Source organism: Crossiella sp. CA198 (assembly GCF_052078295.1).
Taxonomy (GTDB): Bacteria; Actinomycetota; Actinomycetes; order Mycobacteriales; family Pseudonocardiaceae; genus Crossiella.
Map to the genome: position 1 here is coordinate 82,759 of NZ_JBQJIM010000003.1, position 22,950 is coordinate 105,708.

The window sequence follows — 22,950 nt, forward strand, 5'->3', positions numbered from 1 at the left end:
CCCCAGCGCTGTTCGGAACGTAGCAGGAGCAGTCGGCGGTCGTGGTGGGAATCGTGCTGTTTTACCTCGGCCGGGTCAGGCGGCGCGAGGGTTGTCGCCCAGGGCGGTCCAGTGGTCGAGGGCGGGCTCGATGGCACAGTCCACTTCGGAGTCCGCGGTCAGCCAGGCGGTGGCGCACAGGGCTCTGGCGCCGTCGACCAGGTTGGCGGGGTCGGTGGTGGTGAGGTGGAGTTCGCCGTGGTCTGCCCTGGCGGTCCAGGTTCCACAGTGGACGGTGGTGCCGGTGGTGCTCAGGTCCGCGTGTGGGTGCAGCAGGCCGCGGAGGTCGGCGGCGAGGTAGGTGGGGCGGTGCTGGGGCGGGGCGGTGGCCAGGGCGCGGACGGTGGTGACGCCGGTGAGCACCAGCAGGCTGTCCAGGCCGCTGGCGTTGGCGCCCTCGATGTCGGTGATCAGACCGTCGCCGACGACCAGGTGCGGGCCCTCGCTGCGGCGGATGGACTCGGCGAAGATGGCCTGCTGTGGTTTGCCGGCGACCAGCGGATCCTTGCCGGTGGCCAGGCGGACCGCGGTGGCCAGGGCGCCGTTGCCGGGGGCGATGCCGCCCTCCCTGGGCACCGCGAGGTCCATGTTGGACACGATCCACGGGATGCCGGTGGCCACCGCGTAGGAGGCTTCGGCGAGCTGGCGCCAGTCCACGTCCGGGGCGAAGCCCTGGACCACCGCGGCCGGGTTGTCGGTGGCCGAGCGGACCGGGCGCAGGCCCACCTCGGTGAGCGCGATCTCCAGCGAGGGGCCGCCCACGATCAGCACCGGCGAGCCGGGCGGGACCTGGTCCGCGGCCAGCCTGGCGGCGGCCTGGGCGGAGGTGACCACCTCGTCGGGTTCGACCGGCAGGCCGAAACCGCTGATCAGGGTGGCCACCTCGGCCGGGGTGCGGGAGGCGTTGTTGGTGACGAACAGGGTCCGCAGGGCGTGGCGGCGCGCCTCGGTGAGGGCCTGCGCGGCGTGGTCGACCGCGACCGAGCCGCGGTAGACCACGCCGTCCAGGTCCAGCAGTGCGGTGCGGTAGCGCTGCGCCAGGGGCGTCGCGCTGCCTCGCAGGACCCGCATCGCGTCAGCCCGGGAAGGTGCGGGCCGCGGCGAGCATCGCCTCGTTCTCCTCGGGCGTGCCGATGGTGACCCGCACGCCGTCCCCGGCGAAGCAGCGCAGCACCACCTTCTGCTCGATGCAGTGCTCGTTGAACGCGGCCGCGCGCTCGCCCAGCGGCAGCCAGACGAAGTTGGCCTGCGACTCCGGCACCTCGAAACCGCTCTTGATCAGCTCGTCCCGGACCCGGTCGCGTTCGGCCGAGATGAGGCGGCAGCGCGCCATCAGCTCGTCCTCCACATCCAGCGAGGCGAGCGCGGCGGCGTGCGCGAACCGGTTGACGGAGAAGGGAATGGCCACCTTGCGCACGCCACCGGCGACCTCCGGCGAGGCCACGCAGAAACCGACCCGGGACCCGGCCAGTCCGTAGGCCTTGGAGAAGGTGCGCAGCACGGCCACGTTCTGCCTGCCGCGGGCCAGTTCCAGGCCGTCCGGCACATCCGGGTCGGTGACGAACTCGCGGTAGGCCTCGTCCAGCACCACCAGCACGTCCTCGGGCACCCGGTCCAGGAAGTCCACCAGCTCGGCCTTGCGCAGGGCGGTGCCGGTCGGGTTGAGCGGGTTGCTCACGAAGATCAGTTTGGTCCGCTCGTTGATCGCTTCCAGGCTGGCGGCCAGGTCGTGCCGGTGCCCGGCGGCCAGCGGCACGGTGTGCCGGACCGCGCCGACCACCTGGGTGACGATCGGGTACGCCTCGAAGGAGCGCCAGGCGAAGAGCACCTCGTCCTCGGCGGTGCACAGCGCCTGCACCAGCTGCTGGCACAGCGCCACCGAGCCGCAGCCGATCGCGACCTGCGATGGGTCGACGCCGTTGATCGCGGCCACCCGCTGCGCCAGGTCGTCACTGCCCATCGCCGGGTACCGGTGCACCGAGGCGGCGGCCTCGGCGACCGCGGCCACGATCGCGGCTGGCGGCGGATAGGAGACCTCGTTGCTGGCCAGGTTGATCGCCCCGGCGATCTTCCGGCCGGGTACGTAGTCGGGCATGGCGGCAAGGTCGGCTCTGACTCGCACGGGCATATCCGCATCCTTACATCGCTGACCAGGCAGAAGGAATAGCGCGTAGGTCGCCCGAAGCAGTGCTGGCTGCGTTCCGCGTCACAGTGCGTCGACATGCGGACACTTCCCGGTCATGGAGCCATCCGGGGACGATCAGGCTCAGCGCCGGGGCCAGAGCGCGGCGGCCAGGAGCCTGGTCGCCTCGATCGGAGGCAGGCCATCATCAAGACCGCGCAGGCGAGCGTAAATGGCGCGCATATCGGACTTGTCCGGTAGTTGAGGACCGCCTGCCGCGCGCTCCAGGACAGTCAGCGTGTTCACCAGCTTGATCGACCCCACCGCCTTACCGCTGACGCGGACCCGGTTGAGTCGGTTGATTTCCGCGCTGGCGATTCGCGCCCCGGAACCATCGTCGATGAGAACTGTCACCGTATCGCCGGCTTCGGCTGCGACGACCGCATGCGCGATGACCATCGTCTCACCCAGGTCCTTCGGGTGTCTCAGCCGTTGTTCCATGGACTGGCGGGTGATCCGGTGGACGGCAGCGGCGAGTTCGGGTGTCTGCCGATCGGACAGTACCTGCATCCAGGTGGGCGTCAGTGTGCGCCAGACCTTGGCAGCGCTGCTGAAACGTTCATCCTGCCGAGACTTGCGGAGCACCTCTGCTGCCACTGTCTCCGGGGCGCTGAGCTTGCCAAGGATGCTGATGAGGAGACGTTCCTGGTTAATGGCGAAGAAATTGAGACCGGGCCCAGCGTCGATGATTGGTCGATGGCTCATCCCGAGACTGGCTCCGCTGTCGGCGGATCACCATCATCGTCCGGCGCGTCCAGGTCCGCGGCCAAGGCAGCAAGATCCACGTCCACGTCGGGCAATTCGGCGGGGTCGGCCCACACGACCGGTCGGTCAACTGGGACTACACCTGCCTCACGCAAGTCGGCCTCAGCGGCCTCCAGCGTGATGCCGCGCAAGGTGGCGATCGCCTGCGCGGACAGCACCCCCTCCGCGTAACCGTTGATCGCGCGAGCCAGCAAACGCTGCGGCGCCCTCCGCTGATCAGAGTCGGCCCGCAATGCCCGGTACTGATCGCTCCAGCCGAACCTGGCAGCCAGTTTCGGCGCGGTGAGCGCCATCCACTCCAGTTTGGTTCCTTCATCGATGTACTGGGCTTGCTGTAGAGCGATTGCGGCGATCTGGGGTGACACCAGGAATCGCTGAACAACCTCGGAGAGGATGGATTGGGTCACGAAACCTCGGTCACCCAGAAGCTCACGCAAGCCCTCGACTGGCACCAGCAGGTGCCGGGCGAAAGCGTCAGCCCGAATCTCCGACGGGCTTCGGTCACTCCAGTTGCCCGCACAACCGTCAGCCCAGTCAGCGAAAAGCACGTGGCCGAGTTCATGAGCCAGTGTGCTGCGTTGTCTCATCGGGTTCTGGGTACGTGCGACGCCGATGAACACGGCATCGCGGGCAGGATCCCGCATCGTCAGGCCATGTTCATCGGGGCCGGCATCGAGTACCGCGACGTCGATGTCGGTCGCCTGCTCGATGATGGCCACCAGGTCACCCAGTGGCTGCACGCCAAGATGGTGGTCCCGGCGGAACCGTGCGGCGGCGGTACGCCCTTCAGCCTCGGCGTTCACGATCAACTAACTCGCCTCAGACGGTGGCCGGGATGGCCTGGTCATCGAGGTAGGCGTCCAGTTCCACAAAGTGCAGCAACGCTTCACGCATACCTTCCATACCTGAATCACTGGTCGCGCGCGCGACGCATTGCACGCGGTCGGCCACCGATCCGTCCTCGGCGAGCTGGGCGACGGTGTGCCCCGTCGCCCAGGCGATCGCCACCACCTCGGGCATCTTCGCCGACCTGTCCCCGGAGATGATCCGCGACAACGTGGGTTGCGAGATGCCAGTCGCATCCGCAAGGGCGCGTTGACTCAAGCCCGCGGCAACGCGGGCGCGCTCAATGCGCGCTCCGGCATCCGTTGTCATCGTGACCACCCCCATCGGACTGAATCATGATCAGGCTAGCTGATTCAGGGTAGCGAAATATGCCGCACAGCGCCAGGGCGGCCAGTTCCCGACGATCACCCGGCTGACCGCGCACCACCGGATCAACTCCGATCGAGGTCCGGTGAACTCCGGGGAACTGAATCCGGTCCCGGCCCGACTATCACCATCGAGAGCCGATGCCGCACCTCCAGGAGTCACGCATGCCCCGCTTGTCCCTCGCGCTGGCCGCCACCAGCCTGTTGCTCCTGGGCGCCTGCGCGGGCGCTCCGGCGGCCGAACCAGGGGACGCGGGGTGTGCGCGGGACTACGAGGCCGGGCGGGACTACTTCCCGGACAAGGTGAGTGCGCAGGTCTCGACGCAGTGGCGGGTGGAGTACCGGCAGCACTACAAGCTGCTCAAGGTCAACGCCGGGCCGAAGACCAGCCTGGAGCAGAACGACACCGCGCCGCGCAGCTACGTGCTCTACCAGTGCGGGACCCCGAAACCCGAGCTGGCCGGGGACCTCGCCGGGGCCACCGCGATCCGGGTGCCGGTGCGCAAGGCCATCGACAATCCGGCCACCCTGCTCGGCGCGTTCGAGGTGCTCGCGCCGGAGGTGCTGGCCGGGTACGGCGAGTTCCCCAATACCGACACCGCGCCGATCCACCTGCCGCGGGTCAGCAAGCGGATCGTGGACAAGACCGCGATCGGGGTCGGGCACGGCGACAAGCTGGACACCGAGCGGGTGCTCAACCTCGGGCCGGAGGTCATGTTCGCCGCCAGCGGGGACAAGGCGCGCTTCGACAAACTCGGCCAGGGCGGGGTCGGCGTGGTCTTCTACGACCCGTTCAACGAGCCGCCGCTGGGCAGCGCGGAAGCGGTGAAATTCCTGTCGCTGTTCACCAACTCCGAGGCCAAGGCGAACGCGCACTACACCGGGGTGCACACCCGCTACCGCGAGCTGAGCGCGAAAGCCACTGCCGCGCAAGGGAAACCCTCGGTGCTGGTGGGCATCAACGGGCACGGCCGGGACTTCCTGGCCCCGCAGCACGACTACCTGGAACCGACCCTGGTGCGTGACGCCGGCGGGCGCACCGTGTTCGACCTGCCCGGCAAGGCCCTGCAGCGGCTGCCGATGGAGACCATGATCGAGCAGGGCGCGAGCGCGGAGTTCTGGTTCCGGCCGGACTTCGTCGGCAAGGGCATGACCGTGAAGAAGATCCTCGAAGCCGAACCGCGGCTGAGCCGGATCACCGCGCTGACCAGCGGCAAGGGCATCGACCGGGCCGATCCGCGGGTGTACGCGGCCGCCGGGCTGGTCAACCCGGACAAGCTGCTGGCCGATCTGGTCAGCGTGCTGCATCCGGAGATCCAGCCCGGTCACCAGCTGGCCTTCCTCCGCCGGATCGAGGCCGGCTGATGAGCCAGGCGACGCTGCCGGGCACCGAGATCCCACCCACAGCCGCCCCCCAGCCAGCCCGGGTTCCCGTTCGGGCTGGGTGGCGGGTCGCGCTGCTGGCCGGGCTCGGCGGCGTCGCCGTCCTGCTCGCCGTGCTCGCGGTCAGCCTTGGCTCGGTGCGCATCCCGGTGCCCGACGTGGTGCGCGCGATCCTCGGCGAGCCAACGGAAACCGCGTCCTGGGCGTTCATCGTCACCGAGATCCGCATCCCGCGCGCGCTGACCGGACTGCTCGCCGGGGCCGCGCTGGGCGTGGCCGGGCTGAAGATGCAGACCCTGTTCCGCAACCCCCTCGCCGATCCGCACCTGCTGGGGGTCAACGCGGGGGCCAGTTTCGGCGTCAGTCTGGTGCTGCTCGGCGGCGGCAGCGCGCTCACCGGTGGCGTCGCACTGTCCACAATGGAGGGACTGGGCACGGTCACCGCGGCCGCGCTCGGGGCCGCCGCGGTGATGGCGGTGATGCTGCTGGTGGCCGCGCTGATCCGGAGCACCGTGATCGTCATCGTGATCGGCGTGATGGTCAACGCGTTTGTGCTGGCCATGGTCGACATGCTGGTCTACTACGCCCAGCCCGAGGCGGTGAAGACCTTCACCGACTGGAGCGCTGGCAGTTTCCAGAGCGTCACCTGGCAGGCCCTGCCGGTGCTGGCGGGCATGGTGCTGGCCGGACTCCTGCTCGCGGTGCTCTCGGTCAAGCGGCTCAACCTGTTCCTGCTCGGCGAGGGCTACGCCGAATCGCTCGGGGTGTCCGTGCGGGCCTTCCGCTGGACGCTGATGGCCGGGGCCGCGCTGCTGGCCGGGGCGGTCACCGCGCACGCCGGGCCGATCGCCTTCCTCGGCATCGCCGCCCCGCATCTGGCCCGCGGCCTGCTGCGCACCGCCGACCACCGCTACCTGATCCCCGGCGCGGCCGTGCTGGGCGCCACCATCGCGGTGGCCGCCAGCATCCTGAGCCAGCTGCCGGGCAGCGAGGCGGTGCTACCGCTGAACACCACCCTCGCCCTGCTGGGCGCGCCGGTGGTCACCTGGGTGCTGGTGCGACTGGGCCGCGGCGGCCGCGGACTGGAGGTGTGATGCAGCCAGAGGTGTTGCGTGCCAACGGACTCGCCGTCGGCTACCGGGTCCGCCGCCGGAACAGGACGGTACTGTCCGAAGTGGACCTCGGTCTGCGCGCCGGAGAACTCGTGTGCCTGCTCGGGGTCAACGGCACCGGCAAGTCCACCCTGATGCGCACCCTGGCCGGGATGCAGCCGCCGCTGGCCGGATCCGTCGACCTCACCGGGGTCCCGCTGACCGGACTGTCCAGAGTGGAGCGGGCACGGCGGCTGGCCGTGGTGCTCACCACCCGGATCCAGGTCGGCAACCTGCGCGGGATCGACCTGGTCGAACTCGGCCGCGCGCCCTACACCGGCTGGTCCGGCACACTCAGCGCGGCGGACAAAGTCATTGTGCGGGAAGCACTTCAGCTTGCCGGGGCGGAATCACTGGCCGAGCGGATGCTGGACGAGCTGAGCGACGGCGAACGGCAGCGGCTGATGGTCGCGCGGGCGCTCGCCCAGCAGCCGGACGTGCTGCTGCTGGACGAGCCCACCGCGTTCCTCGACGCGCCGCGGCGAGCCGAGCTGACCGCGATGCTGCGCGGCCTGGGCCGGGCCACCCGGCTGGCGGTCCTGTTGTCCACCCACGACGTGGAACTGGCGCTGCGCAACGCCGACGTGGTGTGGCTGGTGCTGCCCGGCGGGCGCGTGATCGCGGGCGCGCCGGAGGACCTGGTCCTGGACGGTGTCCTGGAACGGGCCTTCGGCGGCCGCGACCACACCTTCGACCCACTCGCCGGTGGATTTCAGGTGCGCACCGAAACCCACGGCACGGCAAGGGTCACCGGCGCGGGTGACGAGCTGACCGAGGTGTGGACCCGGCGGGCGCTGCAACGCTGCGGCTACCGGATCGACGACACGGCCGCGGTGGCCGAGGTGGAGGTGGGCTGGCACCGCACCGCCGACGGCCACCGCTGGAAGGTGTCCACGACCGCGGGGAACAGCGAGCACGACTGCCTCGCCGGGGTCGTGGACACGGTCAGGCGGACACCGCCACGTAATGCGACGGACGACCGTTGAGGTGCACCGGCTCGCCCACCTTGGCCGCGTCGATCCGCTTCATCAGGGTGTAGTTGCGTTCCCCGCGCTGCTGCACGGCCACCGAGTGCCACGGGGTCAGCCAGCAGTCCGGCGAACCGAGCAGCATGATGCCGAACTTGGGCCCGCCCACCGGCTGCGGGTGGATGGAGAGCCGGACCTGCTTGGCGTGGTACTTGGCGATCAGGTCGCCCCAGGCCCGGCTGCGCTGGATCACCCCGTAGGCGCGCTGGCGGCATTCCCGCTGCAGCGCCGACTTGGTGCCGTCGAAGTCACCGGCGTCCTCGACCAGGAACCGGGTGATGCCGCGGTAGAGCCGCAACGCCTTGCCGCCCGCGCGGACCTCCTCCCGCAGCGACTCCTCCGACTCGGCGAACTCCGCGGTGAGGATGCGCCGCTTCTCCTCGAATCCCGCGTCCCCGTAGACGTTCTCCAGGCTGAAGGTGTCGATCGAGTCGAAGCCGCCCCAGGTGATCATCTGCCGCAGGGTCTCGGCGTACTCGTCGATGTGCTGGTCCGGCACCTTGATCAGGTCGCCGAAGACGTGCCCGTCGGAGCAGATCAGCATCCGCGCGCCGGGCGGGTAGACCTCGCGGACCCGCTCGGTCAGCCCGTGCAGGAAACGCAGCGAGAGCAGCTCGCCGAGGTCGGGCAGGTGGCCGAACACCTTGTCGGTGTTGGGTGATTTGCACGGGAAGGCCGGCAGCGTGAACATGATCGGCTCACCGGCGGCGACGAACTCGCGGAGCTGGGAGAGCTGCTCGGCGAAGGCGGTGCCGACCTCGCTGTCGGTATAGGTGTCCTCGGACTCCGCGCGCCGGTACGGCAACAGGATCCGCAGGATCGACTCGCAGGTGCCGGTCACGTCGCCGACCTGGTCGACTCCGGCGCGATCGGCGCCGACAGGCGCGGACTGGGTAGTGGAAATGGTCGTGGTGGGACTCATGGCGTGCCTCCAGGCATGCTGCGTACAGCGCCCATCGCACCGGGTGCGCGCCCGGCGAGATGAGGGGAATGTGGTTGTCGGACAAGGCCACCGGGCGTCACGGCCCGGCGAAGATCGTTGGTTTCAGGCGAACGCGGGCTGGGCCTGCGCCGGCTCGAAGGTCACCGGCAGCCGGGCCACCCCTCGGCCCAGCACGGCCTGGATCCACTCCAGGTCCTCGGCGGCCACCGCCAGCCGCAGCCCCGGCAGGCGGCGGATCAGCGCGGACACCGCGGTCTGGCCCTGGATCCGGGCCAGTGCGGCGCCGGGACAGAAGTGGATGCCGTGCCCGAAGGCGACATGCGGGTTCGGGGAGCGGGTGAAGTCCAGCCGGTCGGGATCGGCGAACCGCCGCCCGTCCCGGTTGGCCGCGCCCAGGGAGACGATGACCGACTCGCCAGCCGGGATCGGCACCCCGTGCAACTCGCTGTCCTCGCGGAAGAAGCGCCAGGTGGTGATCTCGAACGAACCGTCGTAGCGGTACAGCTCCTCCACCGCGCCGGGCAGCAGTTCCGGCCGCGCGGCCAGTTCGGCGAACTCGGCCGGGTGGGCCAGCAGCGCCACGGTCATGGTGGTGATCTGGTTGGTCACCGGCTCCTGCCCGGCGGCGAAGAGCTGGAAGATCATCGAACTCAGCTCGTGATCGGCCAGATCGCCCGCGTCGCCGGCTCGCACCAGTGCGGAGAGCAGGTCGTCGGCGGGGTGTTCCCGCTTGTGCGCCACCAGTTCCGCGATGTAGTCCTGGCACCCCTCCAGCAGTGCCAGGTACGCGGGCCTGCCCGGCTCGGTGGGACCCACCGGGGCCACCACCTTGCGCCACTCCGGCTGGAACCGCTCCCGGAAATCGGCGTTGATGCCCAGCACCTCGCTCAGCGCCAGGAACGGGAACTCCGCGGCGAAGTGCTCGACCAGGTCCGCGCTGCCACCCCTGGCGACCTCGGCCACCACATCGTCGAGCAGGGACTCGGCGATCCGCTCCACCTTGGCCCGCAGCGCGGCCATCCGGCGCGGGGAGAAGGAATCGGTGACGTGCTTGCGCATCCTGGTGTGCGTGGGCGGATCCTGGTGCAGCAGGTGCGCCTGCAGCCTGCCGTGGTAGGGCTCCGGCATGCTCGCGGAAAGCCGTCGCCACTGCTCACCGCCGTGGCGGTGGTCCTTGGACAGGCGCGGATCGGCCAGGGTGGACACGGCCGCGTCATAGCCGGTGACCAGCCAGCCCACCACCCCGCTGGGGAAGGCGACCCGGTGCACCGGGCCCTGCTCCCGTAGCCGCGCGTAGGTCGGGTACGGGTCGCGTTTGAACTCTCTCGTGTGTAAGAAGACCGGTTCCATCTTGGTCCGTCCTCGGTGTCCGTGGGTCATCGGCGGCTGAACCCGGCGCAGGGCGCGACGTGCGGAGGGCGCGACCCGATTCGGGGTGTGGGTGAGCTGACCACTGGCGGCTCGCACGTTGGCGGTCGAACGGGGCACAGCGAGTGATCCGAATGCAGCAAGGCTCCTCCTTTAGTCCACAACCATGGGTCGGTAACAGCCCATGGCGAGTTCCCCGGCGTTGTTGTGCCGGTACTCACGGTCCTGCCTGCGCCGTTCGGCGGCAGGCGTCCTTGGAGGAGGAGGACGCATACCGCGCTCTTGCTGAACGACCGGCTTTACTCTTTGGTAGCACGAAAACCCGGTAAGTGAATCCGTTGAGGGAACTTAGCAGCGGCCAGAACTGCCGGGCCGCTGGTTCAGATTCTTGGATCGCTCCTTGAAAACGTCTACAACGAAGGTTGGATGGCCCGACAAACGATGCACACTGAGCCGTTGGGACGTCGTACCTTCGGACATCCCGGCAGGTCAGTCAGTCGGATACGACCGAGCGCCGCGGGTGACCCCGCTCAAGAGCTGTCAACCAACTGAACACGGGAGCGCTCTCGCCTTTGGAAAGTCGACATCGGGAAACGGACCCCATGGGGCAATCGGAGCATCCCGGGCGCCGGGCCGGAGCGCCGGTCGACCGGCCAGGCGGTCACTCGCTGGCGGCGGAGCGCCGGGTCCCCTCGCCGAGGGCCAGCACCAGCTCCTGCCGGGCGCGGGCCACCCTGGACCGGATGGTGCCCACCGGGCAGCCGCAGACCTCGGCGGCCTCGGCGTAGCCCAGGCCGATGACCTGCGTCAACACGAACGCGGCGCGCTGGTCCTCGCCCAGTTCGCGCACGGCCAGCTGGAGCGCGACGGCCTCGTCCACGCCAGGGGTGAGCGGGGTGGCGCGCTCGGCGGTGTCCTGCCAGTCGACCCCGCCGGAGATCCGCGGCCGGGCCATCGCCGAGCGGATCTGGTCCACCGCGACCCGGCGGGCGATGGAGAGCAGCCAGGTGCGGGCGTGGCTGCGGCCGGCGAAGCGGTGCACGCTGCGCAGCGCCCGGACGAAGGTCTCCTGGGTGAGGTCCTCCGCCTCGTCCCGGCCCGCCAGGTGCACCAGGAAGCGCCAGACCTCGCGCTGGGTGGCCCGGATGAAGGCGGCGGCCGCGACCTGGTCGCCCCGGCCGGCGGCCAGCGCCCACTCGGTGATCTGGGTGTCATCGGCCATGGCCGGAACTTTAACCACGAAAGTGGGAACGGAGGGAACCGGACGAGGGTTCAGTCCGACCTTGAGACACGTGGACTGCTCGAACTACCAGGAGCTGCTCTCCGCCCGGCTGGACGGCGAGGAGCCGCCCGAGGCCGCCCGGCTGGACGCGCACCTGGACGCCTGCGCGGACTGTTCTGCCTGGTACGACCGGGCAGCGCGGATCACTCGGCTGGCCAGGACCGGGGTGGCCGAGTCCGGGCCGGACCTGGTCGCGGCCGTGCTGGCCGAGCTGCCGCCACGGCGCGGGGTGAGCCTGCTCGCCGCGTTGCGCTGGGCGCTGGGCCTGCTCGGCATCGCCCAGGTCACCCTGGCCATGTCGGTCTTCCTCAGCCCCGGCGGCGGCGACCACCACGGCGGCGGGCTGCTGGCCGCGGGCGCCACCCACCTCTCACACGAGAGCGCGGCCTGGAACCTGGCGCTCGGGGTGGCCTTCGGCTGGGCCGCGCTGCGCACCCGGCAGGTGGCCGGTCTGGTGCCGGTGCTGGGCACGTTCGTGGTGGTGCTGTTCGGGGTGAGCCTGCTCGACCTGGTGCGCGGCGGGGTCGCGCCGACCAGGGTGGCCGCGCACCTGGTGGCACTGGCCGGACTGGTGCTGATCGTGCTGCTGGCCCGCTTCGGCGACTCCCGGCACCGGCCCGCTCCCGCGGACCGGGCCGACTACGAGGAGTACGACAATCCGCACGGACCGTTGTTTCCGGTGTCCGATATTCCCCGGCTCAATCCCGGCAGGCCGGGCGCGGCCAGTGCGCGCGACCGGCAGCATGTGGCCTGATTGATGCCGGAAATTAACCAGCGCAATCAATGGTCGCTGGTGTTCGCCGCCGGAATGGTCGCGTTCACATCCTTGTTGACGATGAACAGCGTGAACATCGCGTTACCGACGATGCAACACGAATTCGGCGTCGACCCGGGCGCGGCCCAATGGATTGTGCTGGCCTACCAGCTGCCGTTGATCGCGCTGGTGCTGCCCAGCGGCCGCTGGCTGGACCGGGTCGGCACCCGGCCCGCGCTGGCGCTGGCGGTCGGCGGCTTCGCGCTGATGAGTCTGGCCGGGGCGGCCAGTGGTGATTTCGCGCTGCTGCTGGCGGTGCGGATCGCGCAGGGCTGCTTCGGCGCGCTGATGCTCGCGCTGACCCCGGCGCTGGCCGCCAGGGCGGTGCGGCCGGAGGCCAGGGCGCGGGCGATGAGTGTGCTGGCCACGCTCGCCCCGCTGGGCGCGCTCACCGGTCCGGCGCTGGGCGGGGTGCTGCTGGAGATCTCCGGCTGGCCCGCGGTGTTCCTGCTGAACACGCCGATCTGCCTGCTGGTGCTGGCAATCGGGCTGCACGCCATCCCTGCGGATCGCCCACTGCGGTGGCCGGACCGGAGCTGGCTGGCCGAGGCCGCGCTGGTGGCGGGTGCGGTGTCCGCGGTGCTGCTCGGGGTCACCTTCGCCGCCCGCGACGGCCTGCCCTGGCTCGCCCTGTCGCTGCTCGCGGTGCCGCTGTTCCTGGTGTGGCGCAGGCGTTCCACCAGCGTCGCGGTGCTGGAGTTGTTGCGCCGCCCTGGAATGGCCGGTCCGCACCTGACCTTGCTGGCCGTGGGCCTGGCTTTCGCCGCGATGAACCTGATCCTGCCGTTCTACCTGCAACGTGTGCTGCACGCCGATCCGTCCACCACCGGCCTGACCATCCTGGCCTTCCCGGTGGGCATGGCGCTGGCCGGACCGCTCGGCGGCCTGCTCGGCGACCGCTGGGGCGCCCGCCGCACCGGCCTGCTCGGCGTGGCGGTGGTGGCCGCCGGACTGCTGCTGGTGCTGCCGCTGGACGAGTCCTGGCAGCCGTTCGACCTGGGCTGGCGGTTGTTCGCGGCCGGACTGGGCATGGGGCTCTACGGCGGCCCGGTGCAGTCCCTGGCCATGGGCGCCGCGCCCCGAAGCCAGATCGCCACCACGTCCGCGACCGTGCAGCTCGCCCGCAGCATCGGCTTCGCCCTGGGTCCGGCGCTGGCCACCACCCTGTGGGCGATGAGCGGGTACACCCTGCCCGGCATGCGGCTGGCCCTGGGACTGGCCGTGCTGGCCGCCGTGGCCGCGCTGCCCGCGTTGCTCTCGGTCCGGCCCAAGGTGCTCACGGCCGTCGGCTAGCGCCCGTGCGGGCGGCCGTGTTCCGCCTGGGCCGCACGGGGCACACCGGGGCGTGGTTCAACTAAGGCGAACCTAACAAGCCGTTAGCTATGCTCAGGACATGACGACCAACCTGATCAGCGCCGAGGCCGCGGTCACCACGGACCGCCCGGGGCGCTACCTCACCCAGCTCTGCAAGCACTTCGCGCACAAGATCGAGTCCGCCGAGTTCACCGAGGAACGCGGCGACCTGAAGTTCGCCGCGGGCAGCTGCGAGCTGACCGCGGAGGACGGCGTGCTGCGCCTGCGCGTGCACGCCGACTCCACCGAGAACCTGGACCGGATGGAGCACGTGGTGGCCAGCCACCTGATCCGCTTCGGCCAGCGCGACGAACTCGTGGTCACCTGGACCCGGCGCTGACCCGCCCACTTGGGCCAACTCGTACGCCCACTTCGGCCAACTTGGCGTACGAGTTTGGCCAACTCGGCGGCTAGAGCGGGGACTCCGTCGCGAGCCGCATGAGGCCCTCCTGCACCACCGTGGCGACCAGCTGGCCGTCGGCGGAGAAGAAGCGGCCGGTGGCGAGGCCGCGGCCGCCCGAGGCGCTCGGCGACACGCAGTCGTAGAGCAGCCACTCGTCCGCGCGGAACGGCCGGTGGAACCACATCGCGTGGTCCAGGCTGGCGCCGATGACGCCGTCGGAACCCCAGTTCAGGCCGTGCCGGGCGAGGACCCCGTCCAGCAGGGTCATGTCCGAGCAGTAGGCCAGCAGGCACACGTGCAGCAGGTCGTCGTCGGGCAGCTTGCCGTCGGCGCGCATCCAGACCTGGTTGTTGGCCTCCGGCCGGGGGCCCGAGTCCTTGGACACCCAGGGCGGGTCGGTCACGTAGCGGACGTCGATCGGCCGCGGCATGGTCGCCCACGCCTTGAGCTGCTCGCGGTAGGGCGCGGTGCGCTCCGCATACGTTGGCAGGGTCTCCGGCGCGGCCACCTTCGGCATCTCGTTGGCGTGTTCGAGGCCCTCCTCGACCACCTGGAAGGAGGCGGACAGCGAGAAGATCGCCTTGCCGTGCTGGATGGCCACCACCCGGCGGGTGGTGAAGGAACGGCCGTCCCGGATCCGGTCCACCTCGTACACGATCGGGACCCTCGGGTCGCCGCCGCGGATGAAGTAGGCGTGCAACGAGTGCACCTTGCGCTCCGGCGGCACCGTGCGACCGGCCGCGACCAGCGCCTGACCGGCGACCTGGCCGCCGAACACCCTGGTCGGCGAGACCGCGGGACTGACCCCGCGGAAGATGTTCTCCTCGATCTTCTCCAGGTCGAGCAGCGCGACCAGGCGGTCGAGGATCGGCTGGCCGTGCGGGACTCCGTCCAGGGCCAAGGGCGCGGGATGCGCTCCCTCGGCCCCGGACGGGTCAGCGGCTGCGGCGCGGGCTGCCTCAGTCACGTCAGGACACTCCCCTATGGGCGCTAGGCCCAGGCGAGTGACTCAGGCGTGGTCCTCTTCACCCAGGCGGTGTACTCGGATGAGGTTAGTCGAGCCCACGGTCCCGGGCGGGGAACCTGCGACGATGACCACAAGGTCGCCGGGGGCGTACCGGCCAATGGACAGCATCGCGTGATCGCACTGCCGGACCATGGCGTCGGTGGAGTCCACCTCGGGCACCAGGAAGGTCTCCACGCCCCAGCTCAGCGACAGCTGGCTGCGCACCTCGGCCTCCGGGGTGAAGGCCAGCAGCGGCAGCGTGGTGTGCAGGCGGGCCAGCCGCCGCACGGTGTCACCGGACTGGGTGAAAGCGACCAGGGCCTTGGCGTTGAGCCGCTCGCCGATGTCGCGGGCGGCGTAGGAGATCACGCCCCGCTTGGTGCGCGGCACGTGGGTCAGCGGCGGCACCGTGTCCGTGGTGGTCTCGGTCTCCACGTACCGGACGATCCGCGCCATGGTCTCGACGGTCTCGATCGGGTAGCGCCCGACACTGGTCTCGCCGGAGAGCATGACCGCGTCAGCGCCGTCGAGCACCGCGTTGGCCACGTCGGAGGCCTCCGCCCTGGTGGGGCGGGAGTTCTGGATCATCGAGTCCAGCATCTGGGTGGCCACGATGACCGGCTTGGCGTTCTCGCGGGCGATCTGCACCGCCCGCTTCTGCACCACCGGCACGTGCTCCAGGGGCAGCTCGACGCCCAGGTCGCCGCGGGCCACCATGATGCCGTCGAAGGCCAGCACGACGGCCTCCAGGTTGTCGACCGCCTCCGGCTTCTCCAGCTTGGCGATCACCGGCAGGCGGCCGTTGCCGACCCGGTCCATCACCTGGTGCACCAGGTCGATGTCGGCGGGCGAGCGCACGAAGGACAGCGCGATGAAGTCCACCCGCAGGGTGAGCGCGAACTCCAGGTCCTCGATGTCCTTCTCGCTCAGCGCGGGCACGGACACGTCCATGCCGGGCAGGGAGATGCCCTTGTTGTCGCTGACCGTGCCGCCCTCGGTCACGTCGCAGACCACGTCCTGGCCCTCGACGCCGACCACGACCAGGCCGACCTTGCCGTCGTCGACCAGCATGCGGTCGCCCGGCTTGGCGTCCTCGGCCAGCCCCTTGTAGGTGGTGGACACCCGGTCATGGGTGCCCGAGATGTCCTCGACCGTGATCCGCACCCGGTCGCCGGTGCGCCATTCGACCGGCCCGTTGGCGAAACGCCCCAGCCGGATCTTGGGTCCTTGCAGGTCGGCCATGATGCCGACCGCCTTGCCGGCCTCGTCACTGGCCTGGCGCACGATGTCATAGATCTGCTTGTGGTCGGCATGGGTGCCGTGACTGAAGTTCAGCCGGGCGACGTCCATGCCAGCGGCAACCAGGTCGCGCACCTTCTCAGGGGTCCCCGTAGCGGGCCCCATCGTACAGACGATCTTCGCTCGTCGGCTCACGGTCCAGCAGCTTAGCTGCCCGGCTGTACCGATCACGGTACCGATACGGGAACTTGTCCACCTTGTTCCGGCAAGATGAAGAACTGTGCGTCAAGCGAACGTTCGGGTGGTCCCTTTTGTCGCCGCTTCGCTACTGAGCGTTGTGGTTTTGTTCATGCCCGCGTCAGGTGTGCCCTCGGCGCCGCCCGGCACGGACAAAGTGATCCACTTCAGCCTGTTCGCGCTACTGGCGGTGACCGGCATGATCGCCGGCTTCCGGCTGCCGTTCCTGGTGGCCGGGCTGGTGGTGTGGGCGGGGCTGTCGGAGTTCCTGCAGGCGGTGCTGCCGATCGGCCGGACTGGCGGGCTGCCGGACGCGCTCGCCGACCTGCTCGGGGCCGCGGTCACGCTGGCGGGGTGGCTGCTGGTGCGGTCCTGGCGGCGGTCACGCGATCGGGGGAATGTTTCCGACGGGTGAACTCCGTCCGGGTGAGCCGCCTGGGCGTTGGAACGGCGACGATCAACGCCTAGGTTCTGAAGGATGCGTCTGTCGCCCCGCGAGCAGGAGAAACTGCTCGTCCACGTGGCCGCCGACCTCGCGGCCCGGCGCCGCGCCCGCGGGTTGCGGCTGAACTACCCCGAGGCGGTCGCCCTGCTCAGCTCCTTCGTCATGGAGGGCGCCCGGGACGGGAACACGGTGGCCGAACTGATGGAGTCCGGCCGGAGTGTGCTGAGCCGGGCGGACGTCCTGGAAGGCGTGCCGGAGATGCTGCACTCGGTGCAGGTCGAGGCGACCTTCCCGGACGGGACCAAGCTGGTCACCATCCACGAGCCGATCCCGTGATCCCCGGCGAGATCATCCCGGCGGCCGGCCGGATCGAGCTGAACGCGGGCGCGCCGCGGCGGCGGCTGCGGGTGACCAACACCGGCGACCGGCCGGCCCAGGTCGGCTCGCACTACCACTTCGCCGAGGTCAACGCCGCGCTGGAATTCGACCGCGCGGCCGCTGAGGGACACCGGCTGGACATCCCGGCAGGCACCTCGGTGCGGTTCGAGCCGGGCGTGGTGCGCGAGGTGGACCTGGTGCCGCTGGCCGGCCTGGGTGTGGTGCCGGGACTGAGCCTGCGGAGGCCGGAGTGAGTTCGATGGACCGGGCCGGGTACGCGGCCAGGTACGGCCCGACCACGGGCGACCGGGTGCGGCTGGCCGACACCAACCTGCTGATCGAGGTGACCGAGGACCGCTGCGGCGGACCCGGTCGGGCCGGTGAGGAGGTGGTCTTCGGCGGCGGCAAGGTGATCCGCGAGTCGATGGGCCAGTCCGCGGCCACCAGGGCCGAAGGCGCGCCCGATCTGGTGATCACCGGCGCGGTGGTGCTGGACCACTGGGGTGTGATCAAGGCCGATGTGGGCGTGCGGGACGGGCGGATCGTCGCACTGGGCAAGGCAGGCAACCCGGACACCATGGACGGGGTGCACCCGCAACTGGTGATCGGGCCGTCCACCGAGGTGCTGGCGGGCAACGGGATGATCCTGACCGCGGGCGCGGTGGACGCGCACGTGCACCTGATCTGCCCGCAGCAGCTGCCCGAGGCACTGGCCGCCGGGGTCACCACGGTGGTCGGCGGCGGCACCGGCCCGGCCGACGGGACCAGGGCCACCACGGTCACCCCCGGGTCCTGGCACCTGGAGCGGATGCTGGTCGCGCTGGACGGCTATCCGGTCAACGTGGCCTTGCTGGGCAAGGGGAACACCGTCCGCGAGGAAGCGCTGTGGGAGCAGCTGCGGGCCGGGGCGAGCGGGTTCAAACTGCACGAGGACTGGGGCACCACGCCCGCCGCGATCGACGCCTGCCTACGGGTCGCGGACGCCTCCGGGGTGCAGGTGGCCATCCACACCGACACGTTGAACGAGGCCGGTTTCCTGGAGTCCACAGTGGACGCCATCGCCGGACGCTCGATCCACGCCTACCACACCGAGGGCGCCGGTGGCGGGCACGCGCCGGATGTGATCAAGATGGCCGGGGAGGCGTTCGTGCTGCCCTCCTCGACCAACCCGACCCGGCCGTTCACGGTGAACACCCTGGACGAGCACCTGGACATGCTGATGGTGTGCCACCACCTGGACCCGACGCTGCCGGAGGACCTGGCCTTCGCCGAGTCCCGGATGCGCCCGAGCACCATGGCCGCCGAGGACGTGCTGCACGACCTGGGCGCGATCTCCATCATCAGCTCGGATTCCCAGGCGATGGGCCGGATCGGCGAGACCATCGTGCGCACCTGGCAGACCGCGCACGTCAACAAGCTCCGCCGGGGCGCGCTGCCCGGCGACGGCGGCTCGGACAACCTGCGCGCGCGGCGGTATGTCGCCAAGTACACGATCTGCCCCGCGGTGGCGCACGGCCTGGACGACGAGGTGGGCTCGGTAGAACCGGGCAAACTGGCGGACCTGGTGCTGTGGGAGCCCGCGTTCTTCGGCGTGCGCCCGCACGTGGTGGTCAAGGGCGGGCTGATCGCCTGGGCCGCGATGGGTGACCCCGGCGCGTCCATCCCGACCCCGCAACCGGTGTTCGCCCGGCCGATGTGGGGCGCGGAACCCGTTGCGGCGGCGCATTCCTCGGTGCACTTCGTGGCCCCGGCGGCCCTCGAAGACGGACTCGCGGAACGCCTGGACGTGCGGCGGAAACTGGTGCCGGTGGCGAACACGCGCTCCCGCGGCAAGGCGGACCTGCCGAACAACACGGCGCTGCCCCGGATCGAGGTGGATCCGGACACCTTCACCGTGCGTGTCGACGGCGATGTGGTGGAGCCGAAGCCTGCCGAATCGCTGCCGATGGCGCAGCGGTACTTCCTGTTCTGATGGTCGCGGCGGGACTGCTGCTGCTCGCGGACGCCCGGCTGCCCGCGGGCGGCCACGTGCACTCGGGCAGCGTGGAGGCGGCGGTGCGGGCCGGGGCGGTGGTGGATGTGCCGTCGCTGCACGGGTTCCTGCGCGGGCGGCTGGTGTCGGCCGGGTTGGTGGCGGCGGCGTTCGCGGCGGCGGCGACCCGGCTGGCGGAGTCTCTTGATGGTGGGGACGCGGCTTGCTGGGCGGAACTGGACGCGGAACTGGACGCGCGGACTCCGGCGGCCGGGCAGCGGCTGGCTTCGCGACAGCAGGGGCGAGGGTTGTTGCGCGCCTTGCCCCGCGACGCCACCGTCGCGGCGTTGCGGGCCGGATGTCCGGCCGGAGCCCATCATCCGCTCGCGTTCGGCGCGGGCGCGGCGATACTCGGCGCGACCGCCGAGGACGCCGCCGTGGCCATCGCGCTGGCCGCGGTGACCGGCCCGGCCTCGGCCGCGATCCGGCTGCTGGCCTTCGACCCGTTCGCGGTCCAGTCCGTGCTCAGCTCGCTTGCGTCCACAGTGGACAGCGTCGCGGCTGCCGCCGCCATTCCCGTGCCCTGGAACGAACTCCCGGCTGAAGGCGCGCCCGCGCTGGACATCCTCGCCGACACCCATCCCACGCTCACCGACACGCTTTTCGTGTCCTGAAAGGAGTTCCATGGGCGCCTACCACGGTGACGGCCCGCACGACGACGGTCCGGACCCGCACGCGCACCTGCACCGGCTCGGCGCGAGCCCGCGGATCGGCATCGGCGGCCCGGTCGGCTCCGGCAAGACCGCGCTGGTCGCCGCGCTCTGCCGGACCCTGCGCACGGAACTGCGGCTCGGCGTGGTGACCAACGACATCTACACCACCGAGGACGCGGAGTTCCTGCGCCGCAACGCGATCCTGCCCGATGACCGGATCAGCGCGGTCAAGACCGGCTGCTGTCCGCACACCGCGATCCGGGACGACATCACCGCGAACCTGGACGCCATCGAGGACCTGGAGGCCCGGCACGGGGCCTTCGACCTGGTGCTGGTGGAAAGCGGCGGGGACAACCTGACCGCGACCTTCAGCAAGGGCCTGGTGGACCGGCAGATCTTCGTGGTGGACGTGGCCGGTGGCGACAAGGTCCCGCGTAAGGGCGGGCCGGGGGTGACCCTGGCCGACCTGCTGGTGATCAACAAGACCGATCTGGCCCCGCTGGTCGGCGCGGACCTGGACGTGATGGCCAGGGACGCGGCGGCGGTCCGGGGCGAGCTGCCGGTGCTGTTCAGCTCGCTGACCGCGGACCCGGCGGCCAGTGGCGTGACGGCCTGGGTGCGCCAGATGCTGGCCGAGCTGACACCCGCGCACCAGCACTGATGCGCGCGGACGCGGCGCTGACCGTGCTGGCCGCCCCGGACGGCCGGTCCGTGGTGACAGTGCAGCGCTCCCGCCCGCCGCTGACCCTGCGCCGGATCCGCGCCACCGGACCGGGCGCGCAGGTCTGCCTGGTCGGCTCGGCCGGTGGCCCGCTCGGCGGCGACGAACTGAGCCTGACCCTGGAGGTCGGGCCGGGGGCGGCCCTGCGGCTGCGCTCGACCAGCGCGCAACTGGTGCAACCGGATCTCGACGGGCAGGCGGCGAGTGTGCGGATGTGTGCCACGGTCGGCCCGGGCGCGGTGCTGGAGGTCGGGCTGGAGCCGACGGTGCTCGCCGCCGGGTGCCTGCTGCACGCGAGCACCGAGATCGAGCTGGCCGCGGACGCGACGCTGTGCTGGCGGGAGACCACCGTGCTCGGCAGGCACGCGGAACCGGCAGGCCGGGCGGTGCAGCGCTGGCGGGTGCGCCGGGCCGGGCGGCCGTTGCTGCGCACCACGACCACGCTGCTGGACCCGGCCGGCTACCGCTCCCCCGCCCTGCTCGGCGAGGCCCGGGTGCTGGCCACCGTGCTGGTGGCCGCGCCCGGACTGACGCCGCCGGAACGAGTGTTGTCCGGCGGCCGGGGCGCGGTGCACGTGCTGCCGGAGGCCGCGCTGGTCAGCGCGCTGGCCGCGGACACGGTGGCGGCGGCGGCCGGGCTGGCCGAGTTGACCGAGGGCTGGCTGGACAAGCTGTCCGGGTGAGGCGGAGGTTGTCCGGCGATGGCGTTGTCCGGTGATCGGCCCCGGCGCCGGACAACGCGGTCGGCGTAGAACGGTGCTGCCGCCCGGAGTTGTCCGACGGGCGGTGGCTCGCCGGCCGCGTCAGCCGTTGGGGGGACCGACGTGGTCGGCGAGCCAGGCGGTCAGCGGGGCCAGCGCCCGCCAGTGCTTGCGCACCCGGGTCAGGCACTCACGTTCGTGCAGGTAGTCGCCGGGTTCCCAGGCTCGGCTCGCGTGCAGCGAACGGTGCCGCAACAGGTCGACCCGGGGGTGGTCGGGCTCGACGCCGCGCGGGCGGGTCTTCATGACATCGCCCTGCACCTCCCAGCCCGCCTTGGTCAGCTTGGCCAGGATCTTGACCAGTTCGCCGCCGCGCCGGTCCTCGGCCACTGCGGCGCGATACCGGGCCACCTGGTCGGTTGCCAGCCGGTAGCAGCCACCGGCGAGCATCAGCCCGTTCGCGGAGATCTGCACGTAGTAGGTGGACTCGCCCAGCTCGCCCCCGGCCAGCGCGCCCGCCGCGGTCTTGTACGGCGACTTGTCATGACTGAACCGGATATCCCGGTACGGCCGGAACAACTTGCCCGCGCCGAACTCGCCTTCCAGCTCGGCCAGCAACGCGAGCATCGGCGCCCGGACGTCCTGGTCGTAGGTGTCCTTGTGATCGGTCCAGTAGGCCTTGGAGTTGTCAGCCTCCAGGCCGTCGTAGAAGTCCACGGCGTGCTCGCCGAACCCGGTGAATCCCATCATCGCCGCCACTGGTCGCTGAGGCCGACATGGTCGGCACACCATTCGTTGATCGCGTTCAGTTCCCGCCAGCCCAGCCGGACCCGCTCCAGGCATTCCGGGCCGTGCAGGTCATCATCCGGCGGCCACCGCCGGGCGACGTAGATGGAGCGGTGCCGCAACAGGTCCAGGCGCGGATGTTCGGGGTCGACGCCGCGAGGTTTGGTCTTCATGACGTCGCCGCACACCTCCCAGCCCGCCTTGACCAGTGTGGCCAGGATGACGCGGAACCGCTGTCCGCGCCGCTCGTCGTCCACGGCGGCGCGGTAACGGGCGAGCTGGTCCGGCGCCATCGCGAAGGACCCGCCGCCGATCATCAACCCCTCGGCGCCGACCTCCACGTACCAGGCCCCGCCGCCACGCCCCTGCTCGACGACGCCGCCGCAATGGTCCTTGTACGGCCGCTTGTCCTTGCTGAAGCGGACATCGCGGTAGGGACGGAACACCTTGCCCGCGCCGAACTCCGGTTCGAGTTCGGTGAGCAGGCGTTCCATGGGGGCGCGGATGTCGCGGTCGTAGGTGGGCTTGTTGTCGGTCCAGTAGGACTTGGAGTTGTCGGCCACCAGACCGTCGAAGAAGTCGACCGCATACTCGCCGAAACCCGAGAACTCCATACCGGCCAGCCTACGACCGCCCCCCGACACCCCCCGATCCGGTCAACCCCTCCCAAGTGTTGGCCGTTGTCGTACGGCGAGTTGGCCGTTGCGGACGGCGAGTTGGCCGTTGCGGACGGCGAGTTGGCCGTTATGGACGCCGAGTTGGCCGTTGTCGTACGGGTCGTTGGCCGTTGTGGGACGGGGCGGGACGGGGCGGAGGGGTGAAACCCCCAC

At 70.8% G+C, this 22,950-nt stretch carries 25 protein-coding genes; 13 read left to right on the plus strand and 12 right to left on the minus strand.

What is annotated here, in order from left to right; all coding sequences use genetic code 11:
• Positions 1-75: 75 nt before the first annotated feature.
• From ACTOWY_RS05320 to ACTOWY_RS05340, 5 genes are all read right to left on the minus strand, one after another.
• A complete protein-coding gene (locus tag ACTOWY_RS05320) occupies positions 76-1,110 on the minus strand; it encodes an HAD-IIA family hydrolase (RefSeq protein WP_441308473.1) in 1,035 nt (344 codons plus the stop codon).
• A 4-nt stretch (positions 1,111-1,114) separates the two neighbouring features.
• Positions 1,115-2,167, minus strand: a complete 1,053-nt coding sequence (gene hisC / locus ACTOWY_RS05325) for a histidinol-phosphate transaminase (RefSeq protein WP_441308474.1) — start codon at positions 2,165-2,167, stop codon at positions 1,115-1,117.
• A gap of 138 nt (positions 2,168-2,305) precedes the next feature.
• Complete coding sequence (locus tag ACTOWY_RS05330; protein WP_441308475.1) at positions 2,306-2,926, minus strand: hypothetical protein; 621 nt, start codon at positions 2,924-2,926, stop codon at positions 2,306-2,308.
• Positions 2,923-3,789, minus strand: coding sequence for an ImmA/IrrE family metallo-endopeptidase (locus ACTOWY_RS05335; protein ID WP_441308827.1), 867 nt, complete (start codon positions 3,787-3,789; stop codon positions 2,923-2,925). Before ACTOWY_RS05335 ends, ACTOWY_RS05330 begins: the two co-directional genes overlap by 4 nt.
• Before the next feature lie 16 nt (positions 3,790-3,805).
• Entirely contained in the window at positions 3,806-4,156 is a 351-nt protein-coding gene (locus ACTOWY_RS05340) for a helix-turn-helix domain-containing protein (RefSeq protein WP_441308476.1), read from the minus strand.
• A gap of 206 nt (positions 4,157-4,362) precedes the next feature.
• Here ACTOWY_RS05340 and ACTOWY_RS05345 point away from each other — a divergent pair, with 206 nt between their 5' ends.
• Genes ACTOWY_RS05345 through ACTOWY_RS05355 form a run of 3 tightly spaced genes read left to right on the plus strand, consistent with a single transcriptional unit; the run spans position 4,363 to position 7,717 of the window.
• Complete coding sequence (locus ACTOWY_RS05345; RefSeq protein WP_441308477.1) at positions 4,363-5,562, plus strand: ABC transporter substrate-binding protein; 1,200 nt, start codon at positions 4,363-4,365, stop codon at positions 5,560-5,562.
• Positions 5,562-6,674 (plus strand): FecCD family ABC transporter permease, encoded by a 1,113-nt coding sequence (locus tag ACTOWY_RS05350; RefSeq protein WP_441308478.1) that lies wholly within the window; start codon positions 5,562-5,564, stop codon positions 6,672-6,674. Before ACTOWY_RS05345 ends, ACTOWY_RS05350 begins: the two co-directional genes overlap by 1 nt.
• On the plus strand, positions 6,674-7,717 hold the full coding sequence (locus tag ACTOWY_RS05355) for an ABC transporter ATP-binding protein (protein ID WP_441308479.1): 1,044 nt from the start codon (positions 6,674-6,676) through the stop codon (positions 7,715-7,717). The genes ACTOWY_RS05350 and ACTOWY_RS05355 overlap by 1 nt, the downstream gene beginning before the upstream one ends.
• Here ACTOWY_RS05355 and ACTOWY_RS05360 read toward each other — a convergent pair.
• From ACTOWY_RS05360 to ACTOWY_RS05370, 3 genes are all read right to left on the minus strand, one after another.
• On the minus strand, positions 7,677-8,681 hold the full coding sequence (locus ACTOWY_RS05360; RefSeq protein WP_441308480.1) for an L-tyrosine/L-tryptophan isonitrile synthase family protein: 1,005 nt from the start codon (positions 8,679-8,681) through the stop codon (positions 7,677-7,679). The genes ACTOWY_RS05355 and ACTOWY_RS05360 overlap by 41 nt on opposite strands.
• A 123-nt stretch (positions 8,682-8,804) precedes the next feature.
• Positions 8,805-10,052 (minus strand): cytochrome P450 family protein, encoded by a 1,248-nt coding sequence (locus tag ACTOWY_RS05365; RefSeq protein ID WP_441308481.1) that lies wholly within the window; start codon positions 10,050-10,052, stop codon positions 8,805-8,807.
• Positions 10,053-10,731: 679 nt separating this feature from the next.
• Positions 10,732-11,292 (minus strand): sigma-70 family RNA polymerase sigma factor, encoded by a 561-nt coding sequence (locus ACTOWY_RS05370; RefSeq protein ID WP_441308482.1) that lies wholly within the window; start codon positions 11,290-11,292, stop codon positions 10,732-10,734.
• Between the two features lie 70 nt (positions 11,293-11,362).
• On the opposite strand from ACTOWY_RS05370, the gene ACTOWY_RS05375 reads away from it, so the two are divergent.
• The 3 genes from ACTOWY_RS05375 (at position 11,363) to ACTOWY_RS05385 (ending at position 13,859) form a co-directional block, all read left to right on the plus strand.
• Positions 11,363-12,106, plus strand: a complete 744-nt coding sequence (locus ACTOWY_RS05375) for a zf-HC2 domain-containing protein (RefSeq protein WP_441308828.1) — start codon at positions 11,363-11,365, stop codon at positions 12,104-12,106.
• Between the two features lie 54 nt (positions 12,107-12,160).
• On the plus strand, positions 12,161-13,459 hold the full coding sequence (locus ACTOWY_RS05380; RefSeq protein WP_441308483.1) for an MFS transporter: 1,299 nt from the start codon (positions 12,161-12,163) through the stop codon (positions 13,457-13,459).
• Positions 13,460-13,559: 100 nt separating this feature from the next.
• Positions 13,560-13,859 carry a DUF2218 domain-containing protein gene (locus ACTOWY_RS05385; RefSeq protein WP_441308484.1) on the plus strand — a complete coding sequence of 100 codons (300 nt, stop codon included), beginning with the start codon at positions 13,560-13,562 and terminating at the stop codon, positions 13,857-13,859.
• A 70-nt stretch (positions 13,860-13,929) separates the two neighbouring features.
• On the opposite strand, the gene tesB is transcribed toward ACTOWY_RS05385, so the two are convergent.
• Positions 13,930-14,889 carry an acyl-CoA thioesterase II gene (gene tesB, locus ACTOWY_RS05390; RefSeq protein WP_441308485.1) on the minus strand — a complete coding sequence of 320 codons (960 nt, stop codon included), beginning with the start codon at positions 14,887-14,889 and terminating at the stop codon, positions 13,930-13,932.
• 42 nt (positions 14,890-14,931) lie between these two features.
• A complete protein-coding gene (gene pyk, locus ACTOWY_RS05395) occupies positions 14,932-16,362 on the minus strand; it encodes a pyruvate kinase (protein WP_441308486.1) in 1,431 nt (476 codons plus the stop codon).
• A gap of 154 nt (positions 16,363-16,516) precedes the next feature.
• Between pyk and ACTOWY_RS05400 the strand changes: the two genes are divergently transcribed.
• From ACTOWY_RS05400 to ACTOWY_RS05430, 7 genes are all read left to right on the plus strand, one after another.
• Entirely contained in the window at positions 16,517-16,819 is a 303-nt protein-coding gene (locus tag ACTOWY_RS05400; protein WP_441308487.1) for a VanZ family protein, read from the plus strand.
• A gap of 63 nt (positions 16,820-16,882) precedes the next feature.
• Positions 16,883-17,185 (plus strand): urease subunit gamma, encoded by a 303-nt coding sequence (locus ACTOWY_RS05405; protein WP_441308488.1) that lies wholly within the window; start codon positions 16,883-16,885, stop codon positions 17,183-17,185.
• A complete protein-coding gene (locus ACTOWY_RS05410; RefSeq protein WP_441308489.1) occupies positions 17,182-17,481 on the plus strand; it encodes an urease subunit beta in 300 nt (99 codons plus the stop codon). Before ACTOWY_RS05405 ends, ACTOWY_RS05410 begins: the two co-directional genes overlap by 4 nt.
• Positions 17,478-19,199: an urease subunit alpha gene (locus ACTOWY_RS05415; RefSeq protein WP_441308490.1), complete on the plus strand. Its 1,722-nt coding sequence runs from the start codon at positions 17,478-17,480 to the stop codon at positions 19,197-19,199. The genes ACTOWY_RS05410 and ACTOWY_RS05415 overlap by 4 nt, the downstream gene beginning before the upstream one ends.
• Positions 19,199-19,873, plus strand: a complete 675-nt coding sequence (locus tag ACTOWY_RS05420; RefSeq protein WP_441308491.1) for an urease accessory protein UreF — start codon at positions 19,199-19,201, stop codon at positions 19,871-19,873. Before ACTOWY_RS05415 ends, ACTOWY_RS05420 begins: the two co-directional genes overlap by 1 nt.
• Before the next feature lie 10 nt (positions 19,874-19,883).
• Complete coding sequence (gene ureG, locus ACTOWY_RS05425) at positions 19,884-20,573, plus strand: urease accessory protein UreG (RefSeq protein ID WP_441308492.1); 690 nt, start codon at positions 19,884-19,886, stop codon at positions 20,571-20,573.
• Positions 20,573-21,316 carry an urease accessory protein UreD gene (locus ACTOWY_RS05430; protein ID WP_441308493.1) on the plus strand — a complete coding sequence of 248 codons (744 nt, stop codon included), beginning with the start codon at positions 20,573-20,575 and terminating at the stop codon, positions 21,314-21,316. The genes ureG and ACTOWY_RS05430 overlap by 1 nt, the downstream gene beginning before the upstream one ends.
• Positions 21,317-21,436: 120 nt before the next feature.
• On the opposite strand, the gene ACTOWY_RS05435 is transcribed toward ACTOWY_RS05430, so the two are convergent.
• Together ACTOWY_RS05435 and ACTOWY_RS05440 are read right to left on the minus strand one after the other, a co-directional pair.
• Complete coding sequence (locus ACTOWY_RS05435; protein ID WP_441308829.1) at positions 21,437-22,081, minus strand: DUF2461 domain-containing protein; 645 nt, start codon at positions 22,079-22,081, stop codon at positions 21,437-21,439.
• Positions 22,081-22,734, minus strand: a complete 654-nt coding sequence (locus tag ACTOWY_RS05440; protein WP_441308494.1) for a DUF2461 domain-containing protein — start codon at positions 22,732-22,734, stop codon at positions 22,081-22,083. The genes ACTOWY_RS05435 and ACTOWY_RS05440 overlap by 1 nt, the downstream gene beginning before the upstream one ends.
• Positions 22,735-22,950: the final 216 nt, after the last annotated feature.